The sequence below is a fragment of the Ruegeria sp. G10 genome, from assembly GCF_056533645.1.
The window spans coordinates 1-19,974 of the sequence record NZ_JBQFOQ010000009.1 but is presented as its reverse complement, the minus strand read 5'-3'; the positions used below and the strand labels follow the sequence as shown (position 1 = coordinate 19,974).

The 19,974-nt window shown below is 60.4% G+C and carries 20 protein-coding genes, 1 tRNA gene, 1 pseudogene and 2 riboswitches; of the genes and pseudogenes, 15 read left to right on the top strand and 7 right to left on the bottom strand.

Going from position 1 to position 19,974, the window contains the following annotated elements:
• Positions 1 to 120: 120 nt before the first annotated feature.
• The 3 genes from cysS to ACR0KM_RS15210 are packed head-to-tail and all read left to right on the top strand — an operon-like array spanning position 121 to position 3,930.
• Positions 121 to 1,521, top strand: coding sequence for a cysteine--tRNA ligase (gene cysS, locus ACR0KM_RS15220; RefSeq protein ID WP_480857590.1), 1,401 nt, complete (start codon positions 121 to 123; stop codon positions 1,519 to 1,521).
• Entirely contained in the window at positions 1,518 to 3,152 is a 1,635-nt protein-coding gene (cimA, locus tag ACR0KM_RS15215; protein WP_480857591.1) for a citramalate synthase, read from the top strand. Before cysS ends, cimA begins: the two co-directional genes overlap by 4 nt.
• 1 nt (position 3,153) lies before the next feature.
• Positions 3,154 to 3,930 (top strand): squalene/phytoene synthase family protein, encoded by a 777-nt coding sequence (locus ACR0KM_RS15210; RefSeq protein WP_480857592.1) that lies wholly within the window; start codon positions 3,154 to 3,156, stop codon positions 3,928 to 3,930.
• Positions 3,931 to 3,932: 2 nt separating this feature from the next.
• Here ACR0KM_RS15210 and ACR0KM_RS15205 read toward each other — a convergent pair whose 3' ends face one another.
• Complete coding sequence (locus ACR0KM_RS15205; RefSeq protein WP_480820013.1) at positions 3,933 to 5,159, bottom strand: MFS transporter; 1,227 nt, start codon at positions 5,157 to 5,159, stop codon at positions 3,933 to 3,935.
• A 98-nt stretch (positions 5,160 to 5,257) separates the two neighbouring features.
• Between ACR0KM_RS15205 and ACR0KM_RS15200 the strand changes: the two genes are divergently transcribed.
• Positions 5,258 to 5,890, top strand: coding sequence for a DNA-3-methyladenine glycosylase family protein (locus ACR0KM_RS15200; RefSeq protein ID WP_480857593.1), 633 nt, complete (start codon positions 5,258 to 5,260; stop codon positions 5,888 to 5,890).
• Positions 5,887 to 6,552: an alpha/beta hydrolase gene (locus ACR0KM_RS15195; RefSeq protein WP_480529807.1), complete on the top strand. Its 666-nt coding sequence runs from the start codon at positions 5,887 to 5,889 to the stop codon at positions 6,550 to 6,552. Before ACR0KM_RS15200 ends, ACR0KM_RS15195 begins: the two co-directional genes overlap by 4 nt.
• 16 nt (positions 6,553 to 6,568) lie before the next feature.
• On the opposite strand, the gene ACR0KM_RS15190 is transcribed toward ACR0KM_RS15195, so the two are convergent.
• Both ACR0KM_RS15190 and ACR0KM_RS15185 read right to left on the bottom strand, forming a co-directional pair.
• Entirely contained in the window at positions 6,569 to 6,994 is a 426-nt protein-coding gene (locus ACR0KM_RS15190) for a VOC family protein (RefSeq protein WP_480857595.1), read from the bottom strand.
• A gap of 31 nt (positions 6,995 to 7,025) precedes the next feature.
• Positions 7,026 to 7,631 (bottom strand): pseudouridine synthase, encoded by a 606-nt coding sequence (locus ACR0KM_RS15185; protein WP_480857596.1) that lies wholly within the window; start codon positions 7,629 to 7,631, stop codon positions 7,026 to 7,028.
• A 210-nt stretch (positions 7,632 to 7,841) separates the two neighbouring features.
• On the opposite strand from ACR0KM_RS15185, the gene ACR0KM_RS15180 reads away from it, so the two are divergent.
• The gene (locus ACR0KM_RS15180; protein ID WP_170584593.1) at positions 7,842 to 8,429 is read left to right on the top strand and encodes an HNH endonuclease; all 588 of its coding nucleotides are present in this window, start codon (positions 7,842 to 7,844) and stop codon (positions 8,427 to 8,429) included.
• Between the two features lie 3 nt (positions 8,430 to 8,432).
• On the opposite strand, the gene ACR0KM_RS15175 is transcribed toward ACR0KM_RS15180, so the two are convergent.
• The 3 genes from ACR0KM_RS15175 to ACR0KM_RS15165 all read right to left on the bottom strand — a co-directional run bounded on the left by ACR0KM_RS15175 (position 8,433) and on the right by ACR0KM_RS15165 (position 9,815).
• Positions 8,433 to 8,894: a disulfide bond formation protein B gene (locus tag ACR0KM_RS15175; protein WP_480820023.1), complete on the bottom strand. Its 462-nt coding sequence runs from the start codon at positions 8,892 to 8,894 to the stop codon at positions 8,433 to 8,435.
• Positions 8,891 to 9,469 carry a YqaA family protein gene (locus ACR0KM_RS15170; RefSeq protein ID WP_480820025.1) on the bottom strand — a complete coding sequence of 193 codons (579 nt, stop codon included), beginning with the start codon at positions 9,467 to 9,469 and terminating at the stop codon, positions 8,891 to 8,893. The genes ACR0KM_RS15175 and ACR0KM_RS15170 overlap by 4 nt, the downstream gene beginning before the upstream one ends.
• Positions 9,470 to 9,731: 262 nt before the next feature.
• Positions 9,732 to 9,815, bottom strand: a tRNA-Leu gene (locus ACR0KM_RS15165).
• A 351-nt stretch (positions 9,816 to 10,166) separates the two neighbouring features.
• Positions 10,167 to 10,370: riboswitch (cobalamin riboswitch) on the top strand.
• Between the two features lie 113 nt (positions 10,371 to 10,483).
• Between ACR0KM_RS15165 and ACR0KM_RS15160 the strand changes: the two genes are divergently transcribed.
• From ACR0KM_RS15160 to ACR0KM_RS15140, 5 genes are all read left to right on the top strand, one after another.
• A complete protein-coding gene (locus tag ACR0KM_RS15160) occupies positions 10,484 to 11,710 on the top strand; it encodes an aromatic ring-hydroxylating oxygenase subunit alpha (protein ID WP_480857599.1) in 1,227 nt (408 codons plus the stop codon).
• 4 nt (positions 11,711 to 11,714) lie between these two features.
• Positions 11,715 to 12,794: an FAD-binding oxidoreductase gene (locus tag ACR0KM_RS15155; protein ID WP_480820029.1), complete on the top strand. Its 1,080-nt coding sequence runs from the start codon at positions 11,715 to 11,717 to the stop codon at positions 12,792 to 12,794.
• A 97-nt stretch (positions 12,795 to 12,891) separates the two neighbouring features.
• A riboswitch (cobalamin riboswitch) is annotated at positions 12,892 to 13,102 on the top strand.
• Between the two features lie 321 nt (positions 13,103 to 13,423).
• Positions 13,424 to 14,209, top strand: coding sequence for a metal ABC transporter ATP-binding protein (locus tag ACR0KM_RS15150; protein ID WP_480857601.1), 786 nt, complete (start codon positions 13,424 to 13,426; stop codon positions 14,207 to 14,209).
• Positions 14,202 to 15,104 (top strand): metal ABC transporter permease, encoded by a 903-nt coding sequence (locus ACR0KM_RS15145; RefSeq protein WP_480857603.1) that lies wholly within the window; start codon positions 14,202 to 14,204, stop codon positions 15,102 to 15,104. Before ACR0KM_RS15150 ends, ACR0KM_RS15145 begins: the two co-directional genes overlap by 8 nt.
• Positions 15,101 to 15,997: a metal ABC transporter solute-binding protein, Zn/Mn family gene (locus ACR0KM_RS15140; RefSeq protein WP_480857605.1), complete on the top strand. Its 897-nt coding sequence runs from the start codon at positions 15,101 to 15,103 to the stop codon at positions 15,995 to 15,997. Before ACR0KM_RS15145 ends, ACR0KM_RS15140 begins: the two co-directional genes overlap by 4 nt.
• Positions 15,998 to 16,373: 376 nt before the next feature.
• Here the strand turns inward: ACR0KM_RS15140 and ACR0KM_RS15135 are convergent, their stop codons facing one another.
• Complete coding sequence (locus tag ACR0KM_RS15135; RefSeq protein WP_480857608.1) at positions 16,374 to 17,438, bottom strand: zinc ABC transporter substrate-binding protein; 1,065 nt, start codon at positions 17,436 to 17,438, stop codon at positions 16,374 to 16,376.
• Between the two features lie 56 nt (positions 17,439 to 17,494).
• Here ACR0KM_RS15135 and ACR0KM_RS15130 point away from each other — a divergent pair, with 56 nt between their 5' ends.
• From ACR0KM_RS15130 to ACR0KM_RS15115, 4 genes and pseudogenes are all read left to right on the top strand, one after another.
• Positions 17,495 to 18,007 carry a transcriptional repressor gene (locus ACR0KM_RS15130; RefSeq protein ID WP_480820039.1) on the top strand — a complete coding sequence of 171 codons (513 nt, stop codon included), beginning with the start codon at positions 17,495 to 17,497 and terminating at the stop codon, positions 18,005 to 18,007.
• Between the two features lie 2 nt (positions 18,008 to 18,009).
• On the top strand, positions 18,010 to 18,750 hold the full coding sequence (locus ACR0KM_RS15125; protein WP_480857610.1) for a metal ABC transporter ATP-binding protein: 741 nt from the start codon (positions 18,010 to 18,012) through the stop codon (positions 18,748 to 18,750).
• Positions 18,750 to 19,547: a metal ABC transporter permease gene (locus ACR0KM_RS15120; RefSeq protein WP_480857653.1), complete on the top strand. Its 798-nt coding sequence runs from the start codon at positions 18,750 to 18,752 to the stop codon at positions 19,545 to 19,547. Before ACR0KM_RS15125 ends, ACR0KM_RS15120 begins: the two co-directional genes overlap by 1 nt.
• Before the next feature lie 164 nt (positions 19,548 to 19,711).
• A pseudogene (locus ACR0KM_RS15115) lies at positions 19,712 to 19,974 on the top strand (hypothetical protein); the annotation flags it as partial.

The following is a 19,974-nucleotide window of genomic DNA, read 5'->3' as shown; positions in this document are numbered from 1 at the left end:
ATCTGCTGCATTCCCTGCTGATTTCTCAAGCGGGCCGGTTTCTTTCGTTTTCATCCCTGAGACAAGTTGCTAAGCCCGCGCCAACGCGTGACGTATATGCTGTTTCAGGAGCACGACCCGATGACGATGATCAAACTGCACAACACGAGGACACGGGCGAAAGAGGATTTCGCGCCGATCGATCCCAGCAATGTGCGGATGTATGTCTGTGGCCCGACGGTCTATGACCGCGCCCATCTGGGAAATGCGCGTCCTGTTGTGGTGTTTGACGTGCTCTACCGGTTGTTGCGTTATGTTTATGGTGCCGATCATGTGACCTATGTGCGCAATTTCACCGATGTGGATGACAAGATCAACGCGACCGCTCTGGCGCGCAAGAAGGCCGGGGCCGAGGGGTCATTGGAGCAGTTGGTGCAGGAGCGTTCGGACGAGACCATTGGCTGGTATCTGCATGATATGGGCGCTCTGGGCGCGATGGAGCCCGATGAGATGCCGCGTGCCACGCAGTACATCGCGCAGATGATTGCGATGATCGAGGACCTGATTGCCAAGGGGCATGCTTATGCCGCCCAGGGGCATGTGTTGTTTGCCGTGGATAGCTGGAAGGACGATTACGGCGCGCTGTCGGGTCGCTCGGTCGATGACATGATCGCAGGCGCGCGGGTTGAGGTCGCGCCCTACAAGAAGAACCCGATGGATTTTGTGCTGTGGAAGCCGTCGACTGATGAATTGCCCGGCTGGGACAGTCCGTGGGGCCGGGGGCGTCCGGGCTGGCATATTGAATGCTCGGCCATGAGCTATGAGCTGTTGGGCGAGAGCTTTGACATTCATGGCGGCGGGAATGATCTGATGTTCCCGCATCATGAGAACGAGATTGCTCAGAGCAAGTGCGCACATCCGCATGGAGAATTCGCGCGCGTCTGGATGCACAATGAGATGCTGCAGGTCGAAGGTAAGAAGATGTCTAAATCGCTGGGCAATTTTTTCACCGTCCATGATCTGTTGGAACAGGGCGTGCCCGGTGAGGTGATCCGCTTTGTCTTCCTGCAGACCCATTATCGCAAGCCGATGGACTGGACCGAGAAGAAGGCGCGCGAGGCCGAGGCGACGTTGCGCAAGTGGCGGGCGCTGACAGCGGGCATCGAGCCCGCCGCCACCGCGGCCCCCGCGGTCATCGCGGCGCTTGGTGATGACCTGAATACCGCAGGTGCCATCGCAGAGCTGCACCGTTTGGCGGCAGAGGGCGATGCAGCATCTTTGTTGGCGAGCGCGCAGGTCGTCGGGTTATTGAACGATGAGATGGGCGAGTGGGCAGAGACGGGCTCGCTCGATCTGTCCTCACACGCCGAAAGGCTGGCCGAGGCGCGGGCGGCTGCGATGCAGTCCAAGGATTTCTCGGAAGTGGATCGCCTGAAGGCCGCGTATGTCGCCGCCGGGCTTGAGGTTCGGATGAGCAAGGAGGGCGTGGAACTGGTGCCCGGTGCCGGTTTCGATCCCGCCAAGCTGGAGGGGGTCGGATGAGCAAAGAGCGTCTTTACCTTTACGACACCACCTTGCGGGACGGGCAGCAAACGCAAGGCGTGCAGTTTTCGACCGCCGAGAAGGTGCAGATCGCGCAGGCTCTGGATGCGTTGGGCGTAGACTACATCGAAGGCGGCTGGCCGGGTGCGAACCCGACGGATAGCGCATTCTTTGAGGCGGCGCCCAAGACGGCGGCCTGTTTGACCGCGTTCGGGATGACCAAGCGCGCGGGGCGGTCGGCTGAGAATGATGATGTGCTGGCCGCTGTGATGAATGCCGGGACGCCTGCGGTCTGTCTGGTGGGGAAATCGCATGACTACCATGTGACGGACGCGCTTGGCATCGCGCTGGAGGAGAACACCGAAAACGTGCGGGCCTCGGTCGCGCATATCGTGGCGCAGGGGCGCGAGGCTTTGTTCGATGCCGAGCACTTCTTTGACGGCTACAAGGACAATCCCGAATACGCGGTGGAGGTCTGCCGGGCCGCGCTGGACGCTGGCGCGCGCTGGGTCGTTTTGTGCGACACCAATGGCGGGGCCTTGCCTGCCGAGGTCGGGCGCATCGTGTCCGAGGTGATCGCCGCTGGTCTGCCCGGGGATCGGCTGGGCATTCATACACATAACGACACCGAGAATGCGGTGGCGTGTTCTCTGGCCGCCGTCGATGCTGGCGCGCGGCAGGTGCAGGGCACGCTGAACGGGTTGGGTGAGCGCTGTGGTAACGCCAATCTGACCGCTTTGATCCCGACGCTGATGCTGAAAGAGCCCTACGCCTCGCGCTATGAGATCGGGGTGAAGCCCAAGGCGCTGGCGGGGTTGACGCGGATCAGCCGGATGCTGGATGATATCTTGAACCGTGTGCCCAGCAAACAGAGCGCCTATGTTGGTGCCTCGGCCTTTGCGCATAAGGCGGGGCTGCACGCCAGTGCGATCCTCAAGGATCCGTCGACCTATGAGCATATAGACCCGGCAAGCGTCGGCAATGCGCGCATCATCCCGATGTCGAACCAGGCCGGGCAGTCGAACCTGCGCAAGCGTCTGACCGATGCGGGGCTGACCGTCGATGCGGGCGATCCCGCGTTGGGGCGTATCCTTGAACGGATCAAATCGCGCGAGGCTGAGGGTTATTCCTATGACACCGCGCAGGCCAGTTTTGAGCTGCTGGCGCGGGATGAGTTGGGGCAGCTGCCAGAGTTCTTCGAGGTCAAGCGCTATAAGGTGACCGTTGAGCGCCGGAAGAACAAATACAACAAGATGGTCAGCCTGTCTGAGGCGGTTGTCGTTGTGAAAGTGGACGGTGAGAAGAAGCTGTCGGTCAGTGAATCGCTGGATGAAGATGGCAGTGATCGGGGTCCGGTGAACGCTTTGGCCAAGGCCTTGGCTAAGGATCTGGGGCAGTATTCGCAGATACTGGCGGATATGCGGTTGGTCGACTTCAAGGTGCGCATCACCCAAGGCGGGACCGAGGCGGTGACCCGCGTGATCATCGACAGCGAAGACGGGCAGGGGCGGCGCTGGTCCACCGTCGGTGTCAGTGCGAACATAATCGACGCGTCATTCGAGGCTCTGCTGGACGCGATCCAGTGGAAACTGGTGAGCGATTGCGCGCCGCGCTCCGCCGCTGCCGAATAACGTGGAATTCGACGACGACATAAAGGCCTGCGCCGCACTGGTGCACAAGGCCGATCCGGATCGTTTCATGGCGGCGATGGCTGCGCCGGTTGCGGCGCGGACGGTTCTGTTTCCGATCTATGCGCTGAACGTCGAGGTGGCGCGCGCGCCGTGGGTGACACAGGAAAGCATGATCGCCGAGATGCGCCTGCAGTGGTGGCGCGATGCGCTGCAGGAGATTGCCGAAGGACCAACCGTCCGGCGGCACGAGGTTGTGACGCCTTTGTCCCGCGTGATCTCGCCGCATCTGGCGGCGCAGTTGGATGAATATGTGGCCGTAAGGCGTTGGGATATCTACCGCGATCCGTTTGAGGACGAGGCGCATTTCGACGCGTATATCAACCATAGCGCCGGAACGCCGATGGTGGTGTCTGCGCAGGCTTTGGGGTCCGCGGACGAGGCTGTTCTGCGTGACTTTGGCTATGCGACCGGGATCGCAAACTGGTTCCGGGCCATCCCCGCACTTGAGGCGCGGGGCAGGATTCCTCTGCTCGATGGGACGCAGGATGGGGTTCGGGCGCTGGCGCAAAAGGCGTTGGACCGGCTGGCGCGCGCGCGGGCGGCGCGCAATGACGTTACTGCGCAAGCGCGGCCTGCGCTCTATGCCGGGTGGCAGACCGAATGGGTGTTGCGGGCCGCCTTGGCTCGGCCCGAACGCGTGGCCGCAGGCGCCTTGGCGCAGGGTGAAATCCGCCGCCGGTTTTCGCTGATGAAAACAGCGGCAACGGGGCGCTGGTAGGATCAGGCGGTCTGAGGGTCCGAAGGCCTGAGCACCAGCCACAACAGCGCGCCACCTGCCAGCGTCAGCAGCGGGATCATGGCGAGGTTCACCGCCGTCCAGCCCTCGACCGCCGAACCGCCCGAGCAGTTCATCAGGCCGCCCGACGCCAGCGAGGCAAAGGTGACTCCGCCAAAGACCAGCAGGTCGTTCAGGCCCTGCATCCGTCCACGCTCATGCACTTCGTGCGAGTCCGCCAGCATGCTGGTGGCTCCGATGAAGCCAAAGTTCCAACCGATCCCCAGCAGGATGAGGGCGACGAAAAAGTTGCCCAGATCGACGCCTTGCAGGGCCACGATGCCAGCCCCGCCAAGGATGGCCAGCCCAAGGGCCACGATCTTTTCGACCCCGAACCGCGCGATCAGATGGCCGGTGAAGAAGCTGGGAATATACATGGCCAGCACGTGACTAGTGACGATGTCTGCCGCATCGCCCTCGGTGTAACCGCAGCCGACAACGGCCAGCGGCGTCGATGTCATCACAAGGTTCATTAACGCGTATGAAACCATCGCGCAGATGATCGCCACCGCGATGCGCGGTGTTTTCAGCAGCTCGAGCCGGGTGCGACCTTTGGGGTCTTCCTTTGTGGGCTTAGGCGGGGTCGGGATGTCGAGAAAGAAGAACAGCGCCGAGCCGAACACGTTGATCGCGATGACGGCCAGATAAGTGCCCAGAAACGGAATCACATAGGCCTGCGAGGTCAGCTTGACGATCTGCGGGCCAATGATCGCTGCCGCCAGCCCTCCAGCCATGACGTAGGATATGGCTTTGGGCCGAAATGCGTCAGATGCGGTGTCGGCAGCGGCAAAGCGATAGAATCCATGCGCGCTCATGTAGATGCCGGTCAGGAAGCTGCCGACAAGGAACAACGGGAACGAACCCAGATACAGGCCATAAGCGCCGATTACCCCACCCGCAGCACCCGCGGTTGAGCCGACAAGAAACCCCGCGCGCCTCCCCCAGCGCTGCATGATGGCCGAGATCGGCGTCGCCGCCATCATCGAGCCCAGAACGATCAGCGAGATCGGCAATGTGGCTAGACAGGCGTTGCTGGCCAGCGATTGCCCGGCCAGCCCGCCGACGATGAACATCATCGGCATCTGCGCGCCCAGCACGGCCTGCGCCGCCACAAGTACGGCGACGTTGCGCTTGGCCTGGCTGTCGTCCGGGGTGGCTGCGGTCATCGTCATGGGCAAATGGTTATCGGCGATTGCGATGTGGCACAAGCGGGTTGCATATGCGGCACATCCGCCTAACGTGCGGACAAGGATCACTTATCGGAGAGCGTATGTCCGTTGGACGCATCATCGAAACATCGGACTGCGTGACCGAAGGGGCCGAGTGGCTGGCCGGGGCCTGCCCGCGGATGGCTTATGCGATGGACCAGACCGGGCCGCTGCCGCTTCGGCGCAAGCCGGATGGGTTTGCCCAGCTTCTCAGCGCGATCGTCAGCCAGCAGGTCAGTGTGGCGTCGGCCAATGCGATCTGGAAGCGGTTGCGGGATGCCAAACTGACCGGCCCGCGCAAGATCATGTGGGCGACGGATGACGATTTGCGCGCGGTTGGGCTCAGCCGTCAGAAAATCCGCTATGCCCGTGCGCTGGCCGAGGCGCGGATCGATTACAAGGCGCTGCGCGATGCACCGGATGATCAGGTGGTGGCGATCCTGACCGAGGTGCCGGGCATCGGTGTCTGGACCGCCGAGATTTATGCGATGTTCTCGCTGGGTCGCGCCGATGTGATTGCGCCGGGCGATCTGGCGCTGCAAGAGGCGGCGCGCATCCTTTATGACTTGCCGAAAAGACCAACCGACAAAGAATTACGCCAGATGGCCGAAGCATGGTCGCCGTGGCGATCCGTTGCGGCGCGGGTGTTGTGGGCCTATTACCGGGTCGCCAAAGACAGAGAAGGGATCAGATGACACGGGTTTTGAATGCGCTGAGGAAAGAGCCGGTTTCGGGGGATACACGCTCGGTCGTGGTGTTTGTGCATGGCTATGGTGCGAACGGTGCCGACCTGCTGGGTCTGGCTGATCCGCTGGGGGAACACCTGCCGGATACGCTGTTCGTGGCCCCCGATGCGCCCGAGCAGATTGCCGGCATGCCCAACGGTTTTCAGTGGTTCCCGATCCCGTGGATCGATGGCTCGTCCGAGGAAGAGGCCCGGCGCGGGATGGAAATGGCGGTTGAGGATTTCAACGCCTTTCTGGATGCGCTGATGGTGGATGAGGATGTTCTGCCCGAGCAGGTCGTTCTGTTTGGCTTCAGCCAAGGCACCATGATGAGCCTGCATGTCGCCCCTCGCCGTGAAGACCCGGTGGCCGGGATCGTCGCCTTCTCAGGACGACTGCTGGAGCCGGATTTGCTGCCGGATGAGGTGGTCAGCCGGATGCCGGTGCTATTGGTGCACGGCGACGCCGACGATGTTGTGCCGCCGCAATCGCTGCCCGAAGCAGCCGAAGCCTTGCAGAGTGCCGGGTTCAAAGAGGTCTATGCCCATGTCATGAAGGGCACGGGCCATGGCATTGCTCCGGATGGTCTGAGCGTTGCTTTGGCGTTCATGCGCGACAAGCTGAGCCTCTGAGCTTCGTCGTGGGGTCTTAGCCCCACAGATACGCCTCGGCGAATTCAATCGAATTTCCTGCAGGGTCGCGGACGTAAAGTGAGCGGGCCCCGTTGGGCCAGTCGAACTCGGTATCCAGCGGAACGTTCCAGTCCAGCAGGTGCTTGCGCATTACGGCGATGTCATCGCGGCTGAGTACAAGGCAGACATGGCCCGGTCCGCGTGCGCCATGCGGCGGGACGGGCAGGTCGGGGTTGCCGGGTGGTTTCTCGGTCTCATCGGCGTTGAACAGCAGCAGAACCGACCCACCGACCCGATAGAACACATGGCGATCGGTCACGCGCTGGATTTTCTCAAGGCCCAGTATCTGGCCATAGAAATCCTCAGCCGCGTCCAGATCATCGACATAAAGCGCGGCTTCCAGAATGGCCGATGGGGCCGGGATGTCTGGTGTCACCTTCATCCCTTAAGCCTATCACATCGCGCGGTTTTTGTCACCGACGCAGGCGGCGGTCGCGTTTGCGCTGTGGTGCCACGCTCAGGGTGGGCATGGGTAGGCTGTCCCACTGTCCGGGCGCAAGCCCGTCGAGCGACCAGTCTCCGATCCGGGCGCGGATCAGACGCAGGGTCGGGTGGCCGACGGCTGCCGTCATCCGGCGTACCTGACGGTTGCGACCCTCGCGGAGTGTCAGTTCAAGCCAGCAGTCCGGCACGGTCTGGCGCACCCGGATCGGTGGGGTACGCGGCCAGAGGTCCTCGGGTTCGTCAATCAGGCGCGCCTTGGCGGGCCGGGTCAGGCCGTCTTTCAGTTCGACGCCCTGGCGCAGCGCAGTCAGCGCCGCCGCATCGGGAAGCCCTTCGACCTGTACCCAGTAGGTCTTGGTCATTTTGTGCCTGGGGTCGGATATCTGCGCCTGCAGACGCCCCTGATCGGTCAATAGCATCAGCCCCTCGCTGTCGCGATCCAGACGACCCGCAGGATAAACGCCGGGCAGGTCGATGAAATCCGACAGCGTGCTGCGGGGCGAGTCCGCATTGGCGCGGTCCGTGAACTGCGGCAGCACGTCATAGGGTTTGTTGAAACGAATGAACCAGGACATGCCCCGCCATAGCGTCCGCGCCACATCAGCGCAACCTGTGGATAAGTGTCACTTATCTGTTACGGATTCGGCATAACGAATACCCGAGATGTTGTGTGAACTCGGCACTTGTCAGAGATTTAACACGAGATATAGTCAGCGTAAGGCCGGGGCGGGTGTTCCCCGCTCTGATGTCACAAACGGGCAGAGCAGAGCGAGGAGCGATTCAATATGGACGGAGACTTCAGGACCGAATTTGTCAGGGAAACCGGTGCGCTCAAGCATCATCCGGCATTGGTTTTGAACGCCGATTACCGGCCGTTGTCCTATTATCCCTTGTCCTTGTGGCCCTGGCAGGAGGCAATAAAGGCGGCTTGGCTGGACAGGGTCGATATCGTTGCCGAATACGACGAAGTTGTCCGAAGCCCCAGTACCGAGATCCGAATACCCTCGGTCGTTGTTCTGAAAGACTATGTAAAACCCAGAAAGCGCGTGGCCTTCACGCGCTTTAATTTATTTTTGCGGGACGAATTCAAATGTCAGTACTGCGGCAGTCGCGAAAATCTGACCTTTGACCATGTGGTGCCGCGCGCGGCAGGCGGGGTTACAAGCTGGCAGAATGTGGTTGCGGCTTGCAGCCCGTGTAACCTGCGCAAGGGATCGAAATCCTTGCGTCAGGCCAGAATGTCGCTGAACAAGCCACCGCGTCAGCCCGATGCCGAGGCATTGCGTAACATTGGCCGCAAATTCCCGCCCAATCATCTGCACGAAAGCTGGATCGATTTCTTGTACTGGGACGCGGAACTGGATCAGCAATAGCGCCTAGCGCGCCCGCCATGCGGCGAGCCAGATCAGAACCAATACGCTTGAGAGCACGCCATTCCAGCCAGCCATGGACACCCCCAGCATTTCCCACGCGATATCGTCACAACGCACCAGCGGGGCGGACATGATCTGATCCAGCAATTCTTCAGCGCTCAGCCCGCCGATGGGGCCGGATGTGCAGGTCGTGGGCCCCTCCCACCAGCCTTTTTCGACGCCCGCATGAAAAAAGCCGATCCCGGCGGTGGTCGCCGCAGCAAGCGCCCCGAGCAAGGGCAGGGCGCGGGCCCCGGGCCACGCCAGCGCCAATACGCCCAGGATCACCGCCGCGCCATGCGGATAGCGTTGCCAGATGCACATTGTGCAAGGTGCCAGCCCGCCGAGATACTGAAATGCCCAGGCCCCCAAAAGCAGGGCGGCCGACCCGGAAGCTGCCAGTAAGATCAGGGCGTTTCGTGTCATAGGTATCTCACCACCAGAAACCCGCCAAATAGCAGGATGATGAACAGGGTGAACATCAGGCCCAGACGTTTTTCGATGAAGTCCCGGATCGGTTCGCCAAATTTCCAAAGCAGCCCGGCGACCAAGAAGAACCGCAGCGCGCGGGCCAGGATTGATGTTGCAATGAAGGTACCCAGCGGCATCCCGGTCCATCCGGACATGATTGTGATGACTTTGTAGGGAAATGGCGTAACGCCGGCCGCAAGCACGGCCCAAAAGCCGAAGTCATTAAAGCGCGTGTTGAATTCTTCCATCGCATGCGCTTTGCCCATTGCTTCCAATACGGGTTGGCCAAGGCTCTCGTAGAAAAACGCGCCGATTGCATAGCCCAAAATCCCACCCAAGACCGAGGCCACCAGCGCGACGGATGCGATCAGCCACGCCCGCGATGGTCGTGCAAGGATCATCGGGATCATCAGAACATCGGGCGGGATCGGAAAAAATGAGCTTTCAATAAAGGCAACAACGGCCAGCGCCCAAAGCGCATGGGGGTGCTCGGCCAGACGAATGGTCCAGTCATAAAGTGATCGCAACATATGATACAAATATCCCGGCAAGTGTTGCGCCAAGCCAAACCATGCGCATGTCGAGGGGTCAACCTCTGTGGTCGCCTCATTTCGCGCGATAGCGGTTTTTCACTTGATACCGCCGCATGATCACACCCACGCGGTGTTTGCGGCGCGCCCGGGAGCATGCGCCCGGTATGGCGCATTTCGGGCAAACGGGGTGATGGGCAAAGCCGCAGTGTTACGCGACAGACCAGTTTGTGGAAACGATGCGTGTTGTCGTGGAGATGAATGGTGCCCTTCCCCGGATTCGAACCGGGACGCCGTGAGGCAAAGCATTTTGAATGCTTCGTGTCTACCGTTCCACCAGAAGGGCCCTTGAGTTCTCGTTTAGGCGACCTGCCGGGGGTCGTCAACAGGGTGATCGCCGCTAAATGTGTCGATGCGATTTCGTCCACTGATAAGACGGTGCTTCTGATGATTGATCCCGCCGCTAAGCGGCACCATTCGAAAGGCGCAGTGTTGGTTCCGCCGCCGAGAGATAAGGTTGGCCTCGCGCGGCCCCGATTAAAGCGCAGGGTTTTTGCGGTTGCATGATGACCATCTGACCCATTGAAGAACAAAAACAATACCGAGGACAGCCTCGCTCTTGCGGCAGCGAATTCAGGCCGGTGTCTGTTTTGGAACGGGAAATGTCGCAAGCCTTTCAGCGGTCATGCGGTGTAAAATTATCTTGCCGCTACGAGGTGCCGCTGTTTGATTCTCGGACAGCGGAGAATTGGGAAGCCGGTGCAAATCCGGCACTGCCCCCGCAACGGTAACGAAGGTCGGGTTCGGCGATCAACCACTGGGACGAGGATCCCGGGAAGGTGCCGAAACCGGGCGCGAGCCCCTTCGAAGTCCGGAAACCAGCCTCGTGGATATGTCAAACCGCGGGTGGCGGTGGGGGCGCTGTTGCCGGGCGTGATCCTCGTACGCTTCCGGGCGGGCCTCCTGTTGCCATCTGCCCAAGCAGTGCCGCGGCGTGCGGCAGGAGAGCCATAAGTGAGCAGTATTCAAAGCCTGTTGGCGCGCCGGAACCCGGCCTATGCGCTTGAGCAGCCATTCTATACCGATCCCGCTATTTTTCAGGCTGATCTGGAAGCCATCCACTATCGCGAATGGCTGTTTGCCATACCGGCCTGCGAATTGGTGAAGTCGGGTGATTACGTCACGTATACCATCGGTGCATATCGCGTGATCATCGTGCGCGGCACAGACAACCAGATTCGTGCATTTCACAACACCTGCCGGCATCGGGGCTCGATCATCTGCAAGGCCGCAAAGGGGAACGCGCCCAAGCTGGTCTGCCCGTATCACCAATGGACCTATGAACTGGACGGATCGCTTCTGTGGGCGCGCGATATGGGGCCTGATTTCGACCCCAAGCAGCACGGCCTGAAGACCGTGCATTGCCGTGAGTTGGCGGGGCTTGTTTACATCTGCCTGGCGGAGGACGCGCCTGATTTCGACGCCTTTGCCGATGTGGCGCGGCCCTATCTTGAACCGCATGATCTTGGCAACGCCAAGGTGGCCTATGAAAGCTCGATCATCGAGAATGGGAACTGGAAGCTGGTCTGGGAGAACAACCGAGAATGTTATCACTGCGGTGGTAATCATCCTGCGCTTTGCCGCACTTATCCTGACGATCCCAGCGTGACCGGCATCGGCGAAGGCGGTGAAACGCCTGCACATCTGCAGGCACATTTCGACCGGTGCGAGGCCGCCGGGGTGCCGTCGAACTTTCATCTGAGCACCGATGGCCAGTTTCGGGTGGCGCGGATGCCGCTGAAAGAGGGGGCCGAAAGCTATACCATGGATGGCAAGGCAGCTGTGCGGCGCTGGCTGGGCCGGGTTCCGTTTGCCGATGCCGGAGCGTTGCTACAGTTTCATTATCCGACGACGTGGAATCACTTCCTGCCGGATCATTCCATCGTCTTCCGCGTCACCCCCGTCAGCGCGACCGAATCCGAGGTCACTACAAAATGGCTGGTTCACAAAGATGCCGTGGAAGGGCTGGATTACGACATCAAGCGCCTGACCGAGGTCTGGATCGCCACCAATGATGAAGATCGTCGCGTGGTCGAGGACAATCAGCAGGGCATCAACAGCCCGGCCTATGTACCTGGCCCGTATTCGGACACCCAGGAATCGGGCGTGCTGCAGTTCACCGACTGGTACTGCAGGACCCTGTCAGCACGTCTGAGCCCCGAAACCATCGCTGCGGAGTGACGCCATGAATGATCTTAGCCCAATGGCCACGCTCTGGCAGGATGATGAGACGCTGGAATGCGTCTCGGTGGTACCCGAAATGCCGAACACAGCCAGCTTTACCTTTCGGGCCCCCTCGGGCGCGATGTTCGCTTATCAACCCGGCCAGTTTCTGACGCTTGAGATTCCCGCTCCGGGTCAACCGGGCGGTGTCGTGCATCGGACCTACACGATCTCGTCCTCGCCATCGCGGCCCCGATCGATCACCATCACGGCGAAGGCGCAGCCCGACAGTATCGGCACGCGCTGGATGCTGGACAATCTGCAGCCGGGGATGCGGCTGCGCGCGATCGGGCCTGCGGGTCTGTTCACCAATGCCCAAAGCACGGCGCGCAAGTTTCTGTTCATCTCGGCCGGATCGGGTATCACGCCGATGATGTCGATGACGACTTGCATGTGGGATGAAGGGCGCGATCTGGACGTTGTGTTCATCAACTGCGCCAAGCGCCCGTCCGAGATCATCTTTCGCCAGCGGTTGGAGCAGATGGCCAGCCGAACCCACGGTCTGGATCTGAAATTCGTCGTCGAAGAAGCGGACGAATACCGCCCCTGGACCGGGTATCAAGGCCAGTTCAATCAGCTGATGCTGGGCTTGATGGCCCCCGATTATCTTGAGCGCGAAGTCTATTGCTGCGGCCCGGAACCTTTCATGCAGGCCGTGCGTGACGCGCTGGTGGGTCTGGGTTTCGACATGGACAACTATCATCAGGAAAGCTTTGGTGCCCCGATCGAGACCGAGGCCGATCAGCCTGCGCTGGATGATGTTGTCCCCGACGACGACAGCAGTGCCGAAATCGTGTTCGCCGCCTCGGGCGTGACGGCCAAAGTGGCCGAAACGGACACCGTTCTGGTCGCCGCGCGCTCGGTCGGGCTGAACATACCGTCGGGCTGTACCTTCGGGGTGTGCGGCACCTGCAAAGTCAGAAAGACCGCGGGCGAGGTGCACATGGTTCACAATGGCGGTATTTCGGAAGACGATATCGAGGCAGGTTACATTCTGGCCTGTTGTTCAAACCCCATCGGCAAGGTCGAAGTCGAGGTCTGACATGGAACGGGCGGCGCGCATTGCGGTCTGCCGCCCCTCTAACTTGGCGACAAACGACTTTGTGTTAGTGCGCTTCCTTGTCAAATCAAGTTGTTTCGTATCTTGTGGCCAGGATGGTTCCTGAACGCGAATCGCGCGCGGGATTCAAGGGAATATGGTGCGGCCCGTGCGATCAGGCCAAATCCGTGACTGCCCCCGCAACTGTAGGCGGTGAGCGACCCGAGATCGGCCACTGGGCAATCGCCTGGGAAGGATCGGGACAGCATCGACCCGCAAGTCAGGAGACCTGCCATCCGATTTGAACGAACCCGGGCGGGGTGTCCCGGAGGGAGATGACAATGTTCCAAGCGGCGGTCGCCGTCCCAGACTTTGCACTCGCCTTGCCCCCGTCCAAACCGAGGAGCCGAAACACGTGGCGTTGCAACATCCTGAGAGCGGGCCCCGCGAAGCTGGCAGACGCGGCGTCGCTGCAGCTTGGCTGACGTTCCAAAGCCGCCCTCTCGGCGTCGTCGGCAACCGATGACCCGTCCTCTGACCCCTCGCGCGACCAGTGCGCAAAGGCTACGTTGCCTGACGGAATTCAGCGTTCCGATCCTGGTTGCCGGCGCTCTGATCGTGTCGGCGCTGCTGTGGCTCATGATTTACGCGGTGATCTGATGTCGGGTGTTCTGCAACTGCGCGGCCTGACGCTGGGGTATCGCGATCTTACGTTGTTCCGCAACCTGTCGATGGACATTGAGGCCGGAACAACGCTGGCCGTCCTTGGCACGAACGGATCCGGCAAAAGCACTTTTGTGAAAATGCTGCTGGGTCTGTTGGATCCGCTTGCCGGAACGCTCAGCTGGCCGCAGGGGCGACCGTCTGAGATCGGGTATCTCGCACAGATGACTGAGTTCGATCGGCGTTTCCCCATTCGCGTACGGGATCTGGCTGCCATGGGGGCGTGGCGCGGTTTCGGGCTCCGGTCGGGGCTGGACAGCGCCGCCCGAGACCGGGTGGCCGCTGCGCTTGACGAAGCGGGCGTTCTCGATATTGCCGACCGCCCGCTGCATCAATTGTCCGGCGGACAGCTGCAGCGCGCGCTGTTTGCGCGCGTGATTGTGCAGGATGCTCCGCTTGTTCTTCTGGATGAACCCTTTGCCGCTGTTGACCAGAACACCGAGGCGCACCTGTTGTCGATCATTCGTCGATGGCGCGATGAGGGGCGCGCCGTGGTCCTGGTGGTGCATGATCTGTCCTCGGTTCTGGACCATTGCAGCCACGCCCTTCTGCTGGGCGGGCAGGAAGCGACCTATGGTCCGGTGTATGACGTCCTGACCCCCGACCGGCTGGTTGCGCAGGGTTATCTGTCGGAAAGCCAGGCTTCGTGGATGTTTCGAAGCGAACCCACGCCAGCGGAGAATGCGCATGTTTGATCTGCTCGCCGAGATGTGGGGTTTTGCATTCATGCGCCGGGCGTTCGTCGCCACAACGGTTTTGTCGGCATCCGTGGCACCGGTGGGGGCGTTTTTGGTCCTGCGCCGTCTGTCGCTTGCGGGCGAAGCCATGGCTCATGCGATTACGCCGGGCATCGTGATCGGTTTTGTGACCGCAGGATTGTCTGTCATGTCGCTGTTGGTCGGTGGCCTGATCGCCGGCGTCGGTGTTGCGCTCCTGACTGCATTTTTGGCACGTAGAACAATCCTGCGCAGCGATGCGAGCCTTGCGTCGCTCTATCTGATCGCCCTGGCCGTGGGTATCTTCATACTGTCGGCTGCAGGTTCTGCTGTGCCGCTGAAAAGCTTTTTGTTCGGTTCGATCCTTGGGATCGACGACGCCTCCATGCTGCTGGTGGGCGGGGTTGCGATGGTCACTCTGGTCAGCTTTGCCATTCTGCTCAGGCCGCTGATCGTCAGCACCTGTGACCCGGTCTTTTTCGAGACCCAGACACGGCGGCCCTGGTTGGTCGAGCAGGGGTTCATGTTGTTGCTGGTGCTGAATCTGCTGGCCGCTTTCAAGACGCTTGGCACGCTGATGGCGGTCGGCCTGATGATCCTGCCGGCGACGGCGGCCAGATATTGGGCCAGCACCATTACCGCGCAGCTGGCTTTGGGTTTTGTCTTTGCGCTGTCCAGCTGCTGGATCGGACTGACCCTGTCGTACCTGTTTCCCGCAACCCCGTCCGGCCCGGCAATCGTGCTGGTCGCTGGTGGTTTCTTTCTGATTTCGGCCGTGCTTGGGCCGCTAGGCTTTGGCAGGGGGCTGCGCAAACCGTCTGTCAAGAATGACACTTCTATTGCGCATATTCATCAAGAGGAGCGAGCAAAATGACTCTTATCAAATCGCTTTATGCAGGCGTCGCTGCGGTTGCGGTCGCATTGGTGGCCTATCCAGCCAAGGCGGGCGAAGACATCAAGGTCGTCGCCAGTTTCTCGATCCTTGGCGACATGGTCGAAGAGGTTGTTGGCGATTTGGCCGACGTGACAACCATCGTCGGTCCCGACGCCGACGCGCATGTGTATCAGCCGTCGGTTGCTGACGCAAAAGCCGTGGCCCAAGCGGACATCATCTTTGTCAACGGTCTGGGGTTTGAGACGTGGTCAGACACCCTGATCACCGAGTCCGGCACCGAAGCCACCGTGCATGTCGCAACCGAGGGCGTCACCCCGGTCAAGGTCGACAGTGAGATCGATCCGCATGCTTGGAATTCTCTGTCGAACGGCGTGATCTACGTGACCAATGTGGCCGACGCGATGAAACAAGCGATGCCCGAGCACGCCGACCAGATTGCCGCCAATGCCGATGTCTATATCGCCGAGTTGGAAGCGCTGGATGCGCAGACCAAGGCCAAGCTGGCCGAGCTGCCTGCGGATCGGCGGACGGTTGTGACCGCGCATGACGCATTCGGTTATCTTGCGGATGCATACGGTATGACTTTCCTGGCACCTGTCGGTATCGATACAGAAGCCGAACCCTCGGCCCAAGAGCTTGCCGTTCTGATCGCGCAGCTGAAAGCCGAAGGTGCGGCTGCATTGTTTGTTGAGAACATCACCAGCCCCGCGCTGGTGCAGCAGATTTCGGACGAAACCGGGATCGAAATCGGCGGACGTTTGTTCTCGGACGCTTTGTCCGAACGCGGCGGTCCCGCCACCAGCTATCTGGCGATGTTCCAGCATAACCTTGGTACGTTGCTGGATGCACTGGGCAAAGACGCCTCAAGCTGACCCCAGATTGCAAACGAGGCGGCGCGATTGCGCCGTCTTTTTTCATTTGCTGTGTCAGGTCTGCTGCAGCACGATGTGCGATGATTGCTTAGCCGTCCCAAACGTGCACGCGTGATCATGAGGACGCGCGCGGGACCTCTCAGCCAGAGTTTTGTCGATGCTGTTGGTTTACGAAAAGAAAACACAGAAGGGCGAAGCCGAGAAGGTCCTGCACGTTGGACTTTGGTTGGGTCAGAAGGCAAGGGCGAGACTGCCTGCATTCCTACACTGATGCGCCAGGGACAACGCGGTTACTTGCTACTCTGACACGCGTTACGTGCGTTGCCCCTGACGATCTTGGGCCCGGTCGACCTGCAGAGATCGACCGGAGCGGGGGTCACATACAATCAGCCAGAGTTTTGGCCATATTGCGGATCACTTGCGGATAAAGGGCAGCGCCGGGTTCAAGGTCAGACCCAAGCGGATCGATCACGCCTGTATTTGCATCGGTTCCGTCCAGCACGGTCACGACGATGCCGGTGTTGAACTGCGGCTCGGCCAGGACGCAGTCTATGCCCTCATTTTTTACCCGCGCCTGAATTTCGGCGATGCGCGCGGGGCTTGGGTCGGATGCGTCACTGATCGAGATCGCGCCTGCCGCGGGGAAATCGAAAGCGTGTTCAAAATACTGGTAGGCGTCGTGGAACACGATGAAGCTGCCACCACGAACCGGCGCAAGTGTTTCTGAAACCTCGGCCGACAGGGCCGCCATTTCTTCGCGCGCCGCAGCAGCGTTTGCAAAATAGGTGCCCGCGTTGTCGGGATCGGCTGTCGACAATTGCGCCGCGATGATGTTCAGCCAGGTTTCGGCATTTGCAGGTGACAACCAGGCGTGTGGATCATGCGCCCCATGTGCGTGATCATGGTCATGATCGTCCTTTTCGGCGTGGTCGCCATGATTGTGTTCTTCGTCATGCGCATGGTCGTCATGATCTTCATGTGCGTGGTCGTCGTGACCATGTTCGTCATGATCTTTGTGCTCAGCATGGTCTTCATGCCCATGGTCTTCATGATCATCGTGGTCACCGTGATCATGCGCTTCAAACAAGGCATTCTCGCGGAAATCAAGCAGCACTGTGCCGTCTGCGTCCAGCAACGCCGTAACCGAGGCCCCATCGGCCAGTGTTTCAACCGCGTTTTCCATCCAGGGCGTCAGGTCTTCACCGATCCAGAACACCAGATCGGCGTTCTGCAAAGCGGCGGCTTCGGATGGGCGCATGTTGTATTCATGCGGCGAGGCGCCCGGTTGCACAATCAGATTCGGGGTGCCGACCCCCTCCATCACGCGCGCTACCAGAGAATGAACCGGTGCAATATCCACCGCGACGTTGGGCGCATCCGCAAAGGCTGTTCCCCCCAAGAGCGCAGCCGTGATTGACAGTGGTAGGAGCTTTCTGGACATCAGACCCTCTGTGTGATTTTATAACGTTACGAGCGGCATACATGATATGGAATAACATGACAAGTGATACGCATACCGACGCAACCGATGCTCCGGTCCCGGTCGGATTCCAGAAGCACGATCACGCGCATTGCGTCGAATCCGCGCTCGCCACGGCAGAGGCGCGTTGCAAACAGGACGGATTGCGCCTGACCCCGGTGCGACGCAAAGTGCTTGAAATGCTGTTGCAGGAACATCGCGCGCTTGGGGCTTATGCCATTCTTGACCGGCTTCGCGATGCGGGGTTCGGGTCGCAACCGCCTGTTGCATATCGCGCACTGGATTTTCTGGTGCAGAACGGATTCGTCCACAAGATCGAGCGTCTGAATGCGTTTGTGGCCTGTTCTCACCCCGGTGCCACACATTCCCCGGCCTTCATGATCTGCAGAAGATGCGACGCGGTTGCCGAGGCACAATCGACCCCCGCAAAAGGGGTTTTGGGCGCCGCAGCGCGCGCCGCGGGTTTCGAGATCGAACGAACGGTAGTAGAAGCCGAGGGACTCTGCCCTGACTGCACCAAAAAGGCATAGAAATGAGCCTTATCTCGGTTGAAAATCTGACTGTGCGCTATGGCGCCAATACCGTTCTAAGCCACGTCGACATGGTAATTGAACCGGGCGAGATCGTGACGATTGTCGGCCCAAACGGGTCCGGCAAGACCAGCCTGTTGCGCGCCATAATCGGCGCGGTAAAAGCGGCAGCCGGGCGCGTCAGCCTTAAGCCGGGATTGAAGATCGGGTATGTGCCGCAAAAACTGCATATTGATCCGACCCTGCCGATATCGGTTGAAAGATTCATGCGCCTGACGGACCGTGTATCCTCCACGCAATGTCAGGGCGCGCTTGAAACTGCGGGCGTGCCGGACCTTTTGAAGCGCCAGATGTCACAACTGTCTGGTGGCCAGTTCCAAAGGGTTCTGCTGGCACGGGCGTTGATCAATCGCCCAGATGTCCTGTTGTTGGACGAAGCAACGCAGGGTCTGGACCAGCCGGGGTCGGCGGCGTTCTATCGTCAGATCGAAGATGTGCGACGCACGACAGGTTGCGCGATTTTGATGATCAGTCACGAACTGCACGTGGTCATGAGCGCGTCGGACCGTGTGATCTGCCTGAACGGGCACGTGTGTTGCGAGGGGTCCCCGGCCGTTGTGGCCTCCGCTCCGGAATATCGGGCGTTGTTTGGGACCGGTACAGGTGGCGCGCTGGCGCTTTATCGTCATGACCATGATCACGACCATGACCATGGTGGGCACTCTCAGGAAGCCGCGGAATGATACTGGACGATTTTATGATGCGCGCGACCCTTGCCGGGGTGGGGGTCGCCTTTGCCGCCGCTCCGTTGGGATGTTTCGTCGTCTGGCGCCGGATGGCGTATTTCGGTGATGCGACCGCGCATGCGGCGATATTGGGCGTGGCCTTGTCTTTGACTTTTCAGCTGTCGATTTTTGCAGGAGCTCTGGCAGTCGCTCTGCTGATGGCGCTGACGGTCACTTTGCTCAGTGGCCGCGGATATGCGTTGGATACGCTGCTGGGCGTGCTGGCGCACTCTGCTCTTGCGTTTGGCTTGGTGGCGGTTTCGTTCCTGTCTGGCGTGCGTATCGATCTGATGGCCTATCTGTTTGGGGACATTCTTGCCGTATCGCGTTCTGACCTGCTTGTCATTTGGGGCGGTGCGGCGCTGGTCGTGGGGATGATCGCATGGCGTTGGTCGCACCTTCTGACAGCGACGCTGAATGAGGAACTGGCCTATGCCAGTGGTTTTGACCCCAGGCGCGAGCAATTGGTTCTTACCCTTTCGCTGGCCGTTACCGTTGCCGTGGCGATCAAGGTTGTGGGTGTTTTGCTGATAGCGGCCATGCTGATCATCCCGGCTGCTGCCGCACGCAGCCTGTCCCGTTCGCCCGAGATGATGGCGTTGATCGCTGCAGCGATCGGCGCGTTTTCAGCAGTTGCCGGGCTGCGCGCCGCCTATGTGTTCGACACGCCCGCGGGCCCATCGATCGTCTGCGTTGCAGCCATTTTGTTCGCCTGCCTGAGCCTGATAGGCTGGCGAAGCCGCAGCGGCGCATAGTCCGAGCGCCAAGACCTCATCGCGCGGTAGAAAACCGCGGATTCGCGCTGGGTTCGCGATTGAAAGGCAGAGAGTTCCGCCTGCGAGCTTGCTTTGCGGCATCGACGAAGCAGACACTTTTGCGGTCGCCGGGCCGCGCTGCACTTGACAAGAGCCGTCTCTGAATGAAACTTCGTATCCATTGGGAGACTTTGGAAAAAATCAGAGACTGGCATGCTTTACGTTGCCATGGCGGCACTCTTGGCCGCTTTCGGTTTTCGTCAAGTCTGCCGAATAAAACAACAGGGAGATCAAGGATGAAGAACAAAGCCAAAATCAGCCTCACCAGTCTGGCCGCCGCCGCCTTTCTCGCGCCGGCTGTTTATGCTGAGGAGTTTATCACGATTGGGACGGGTGGTGTGACGGGTGTTTACTATCCGACCGGTGG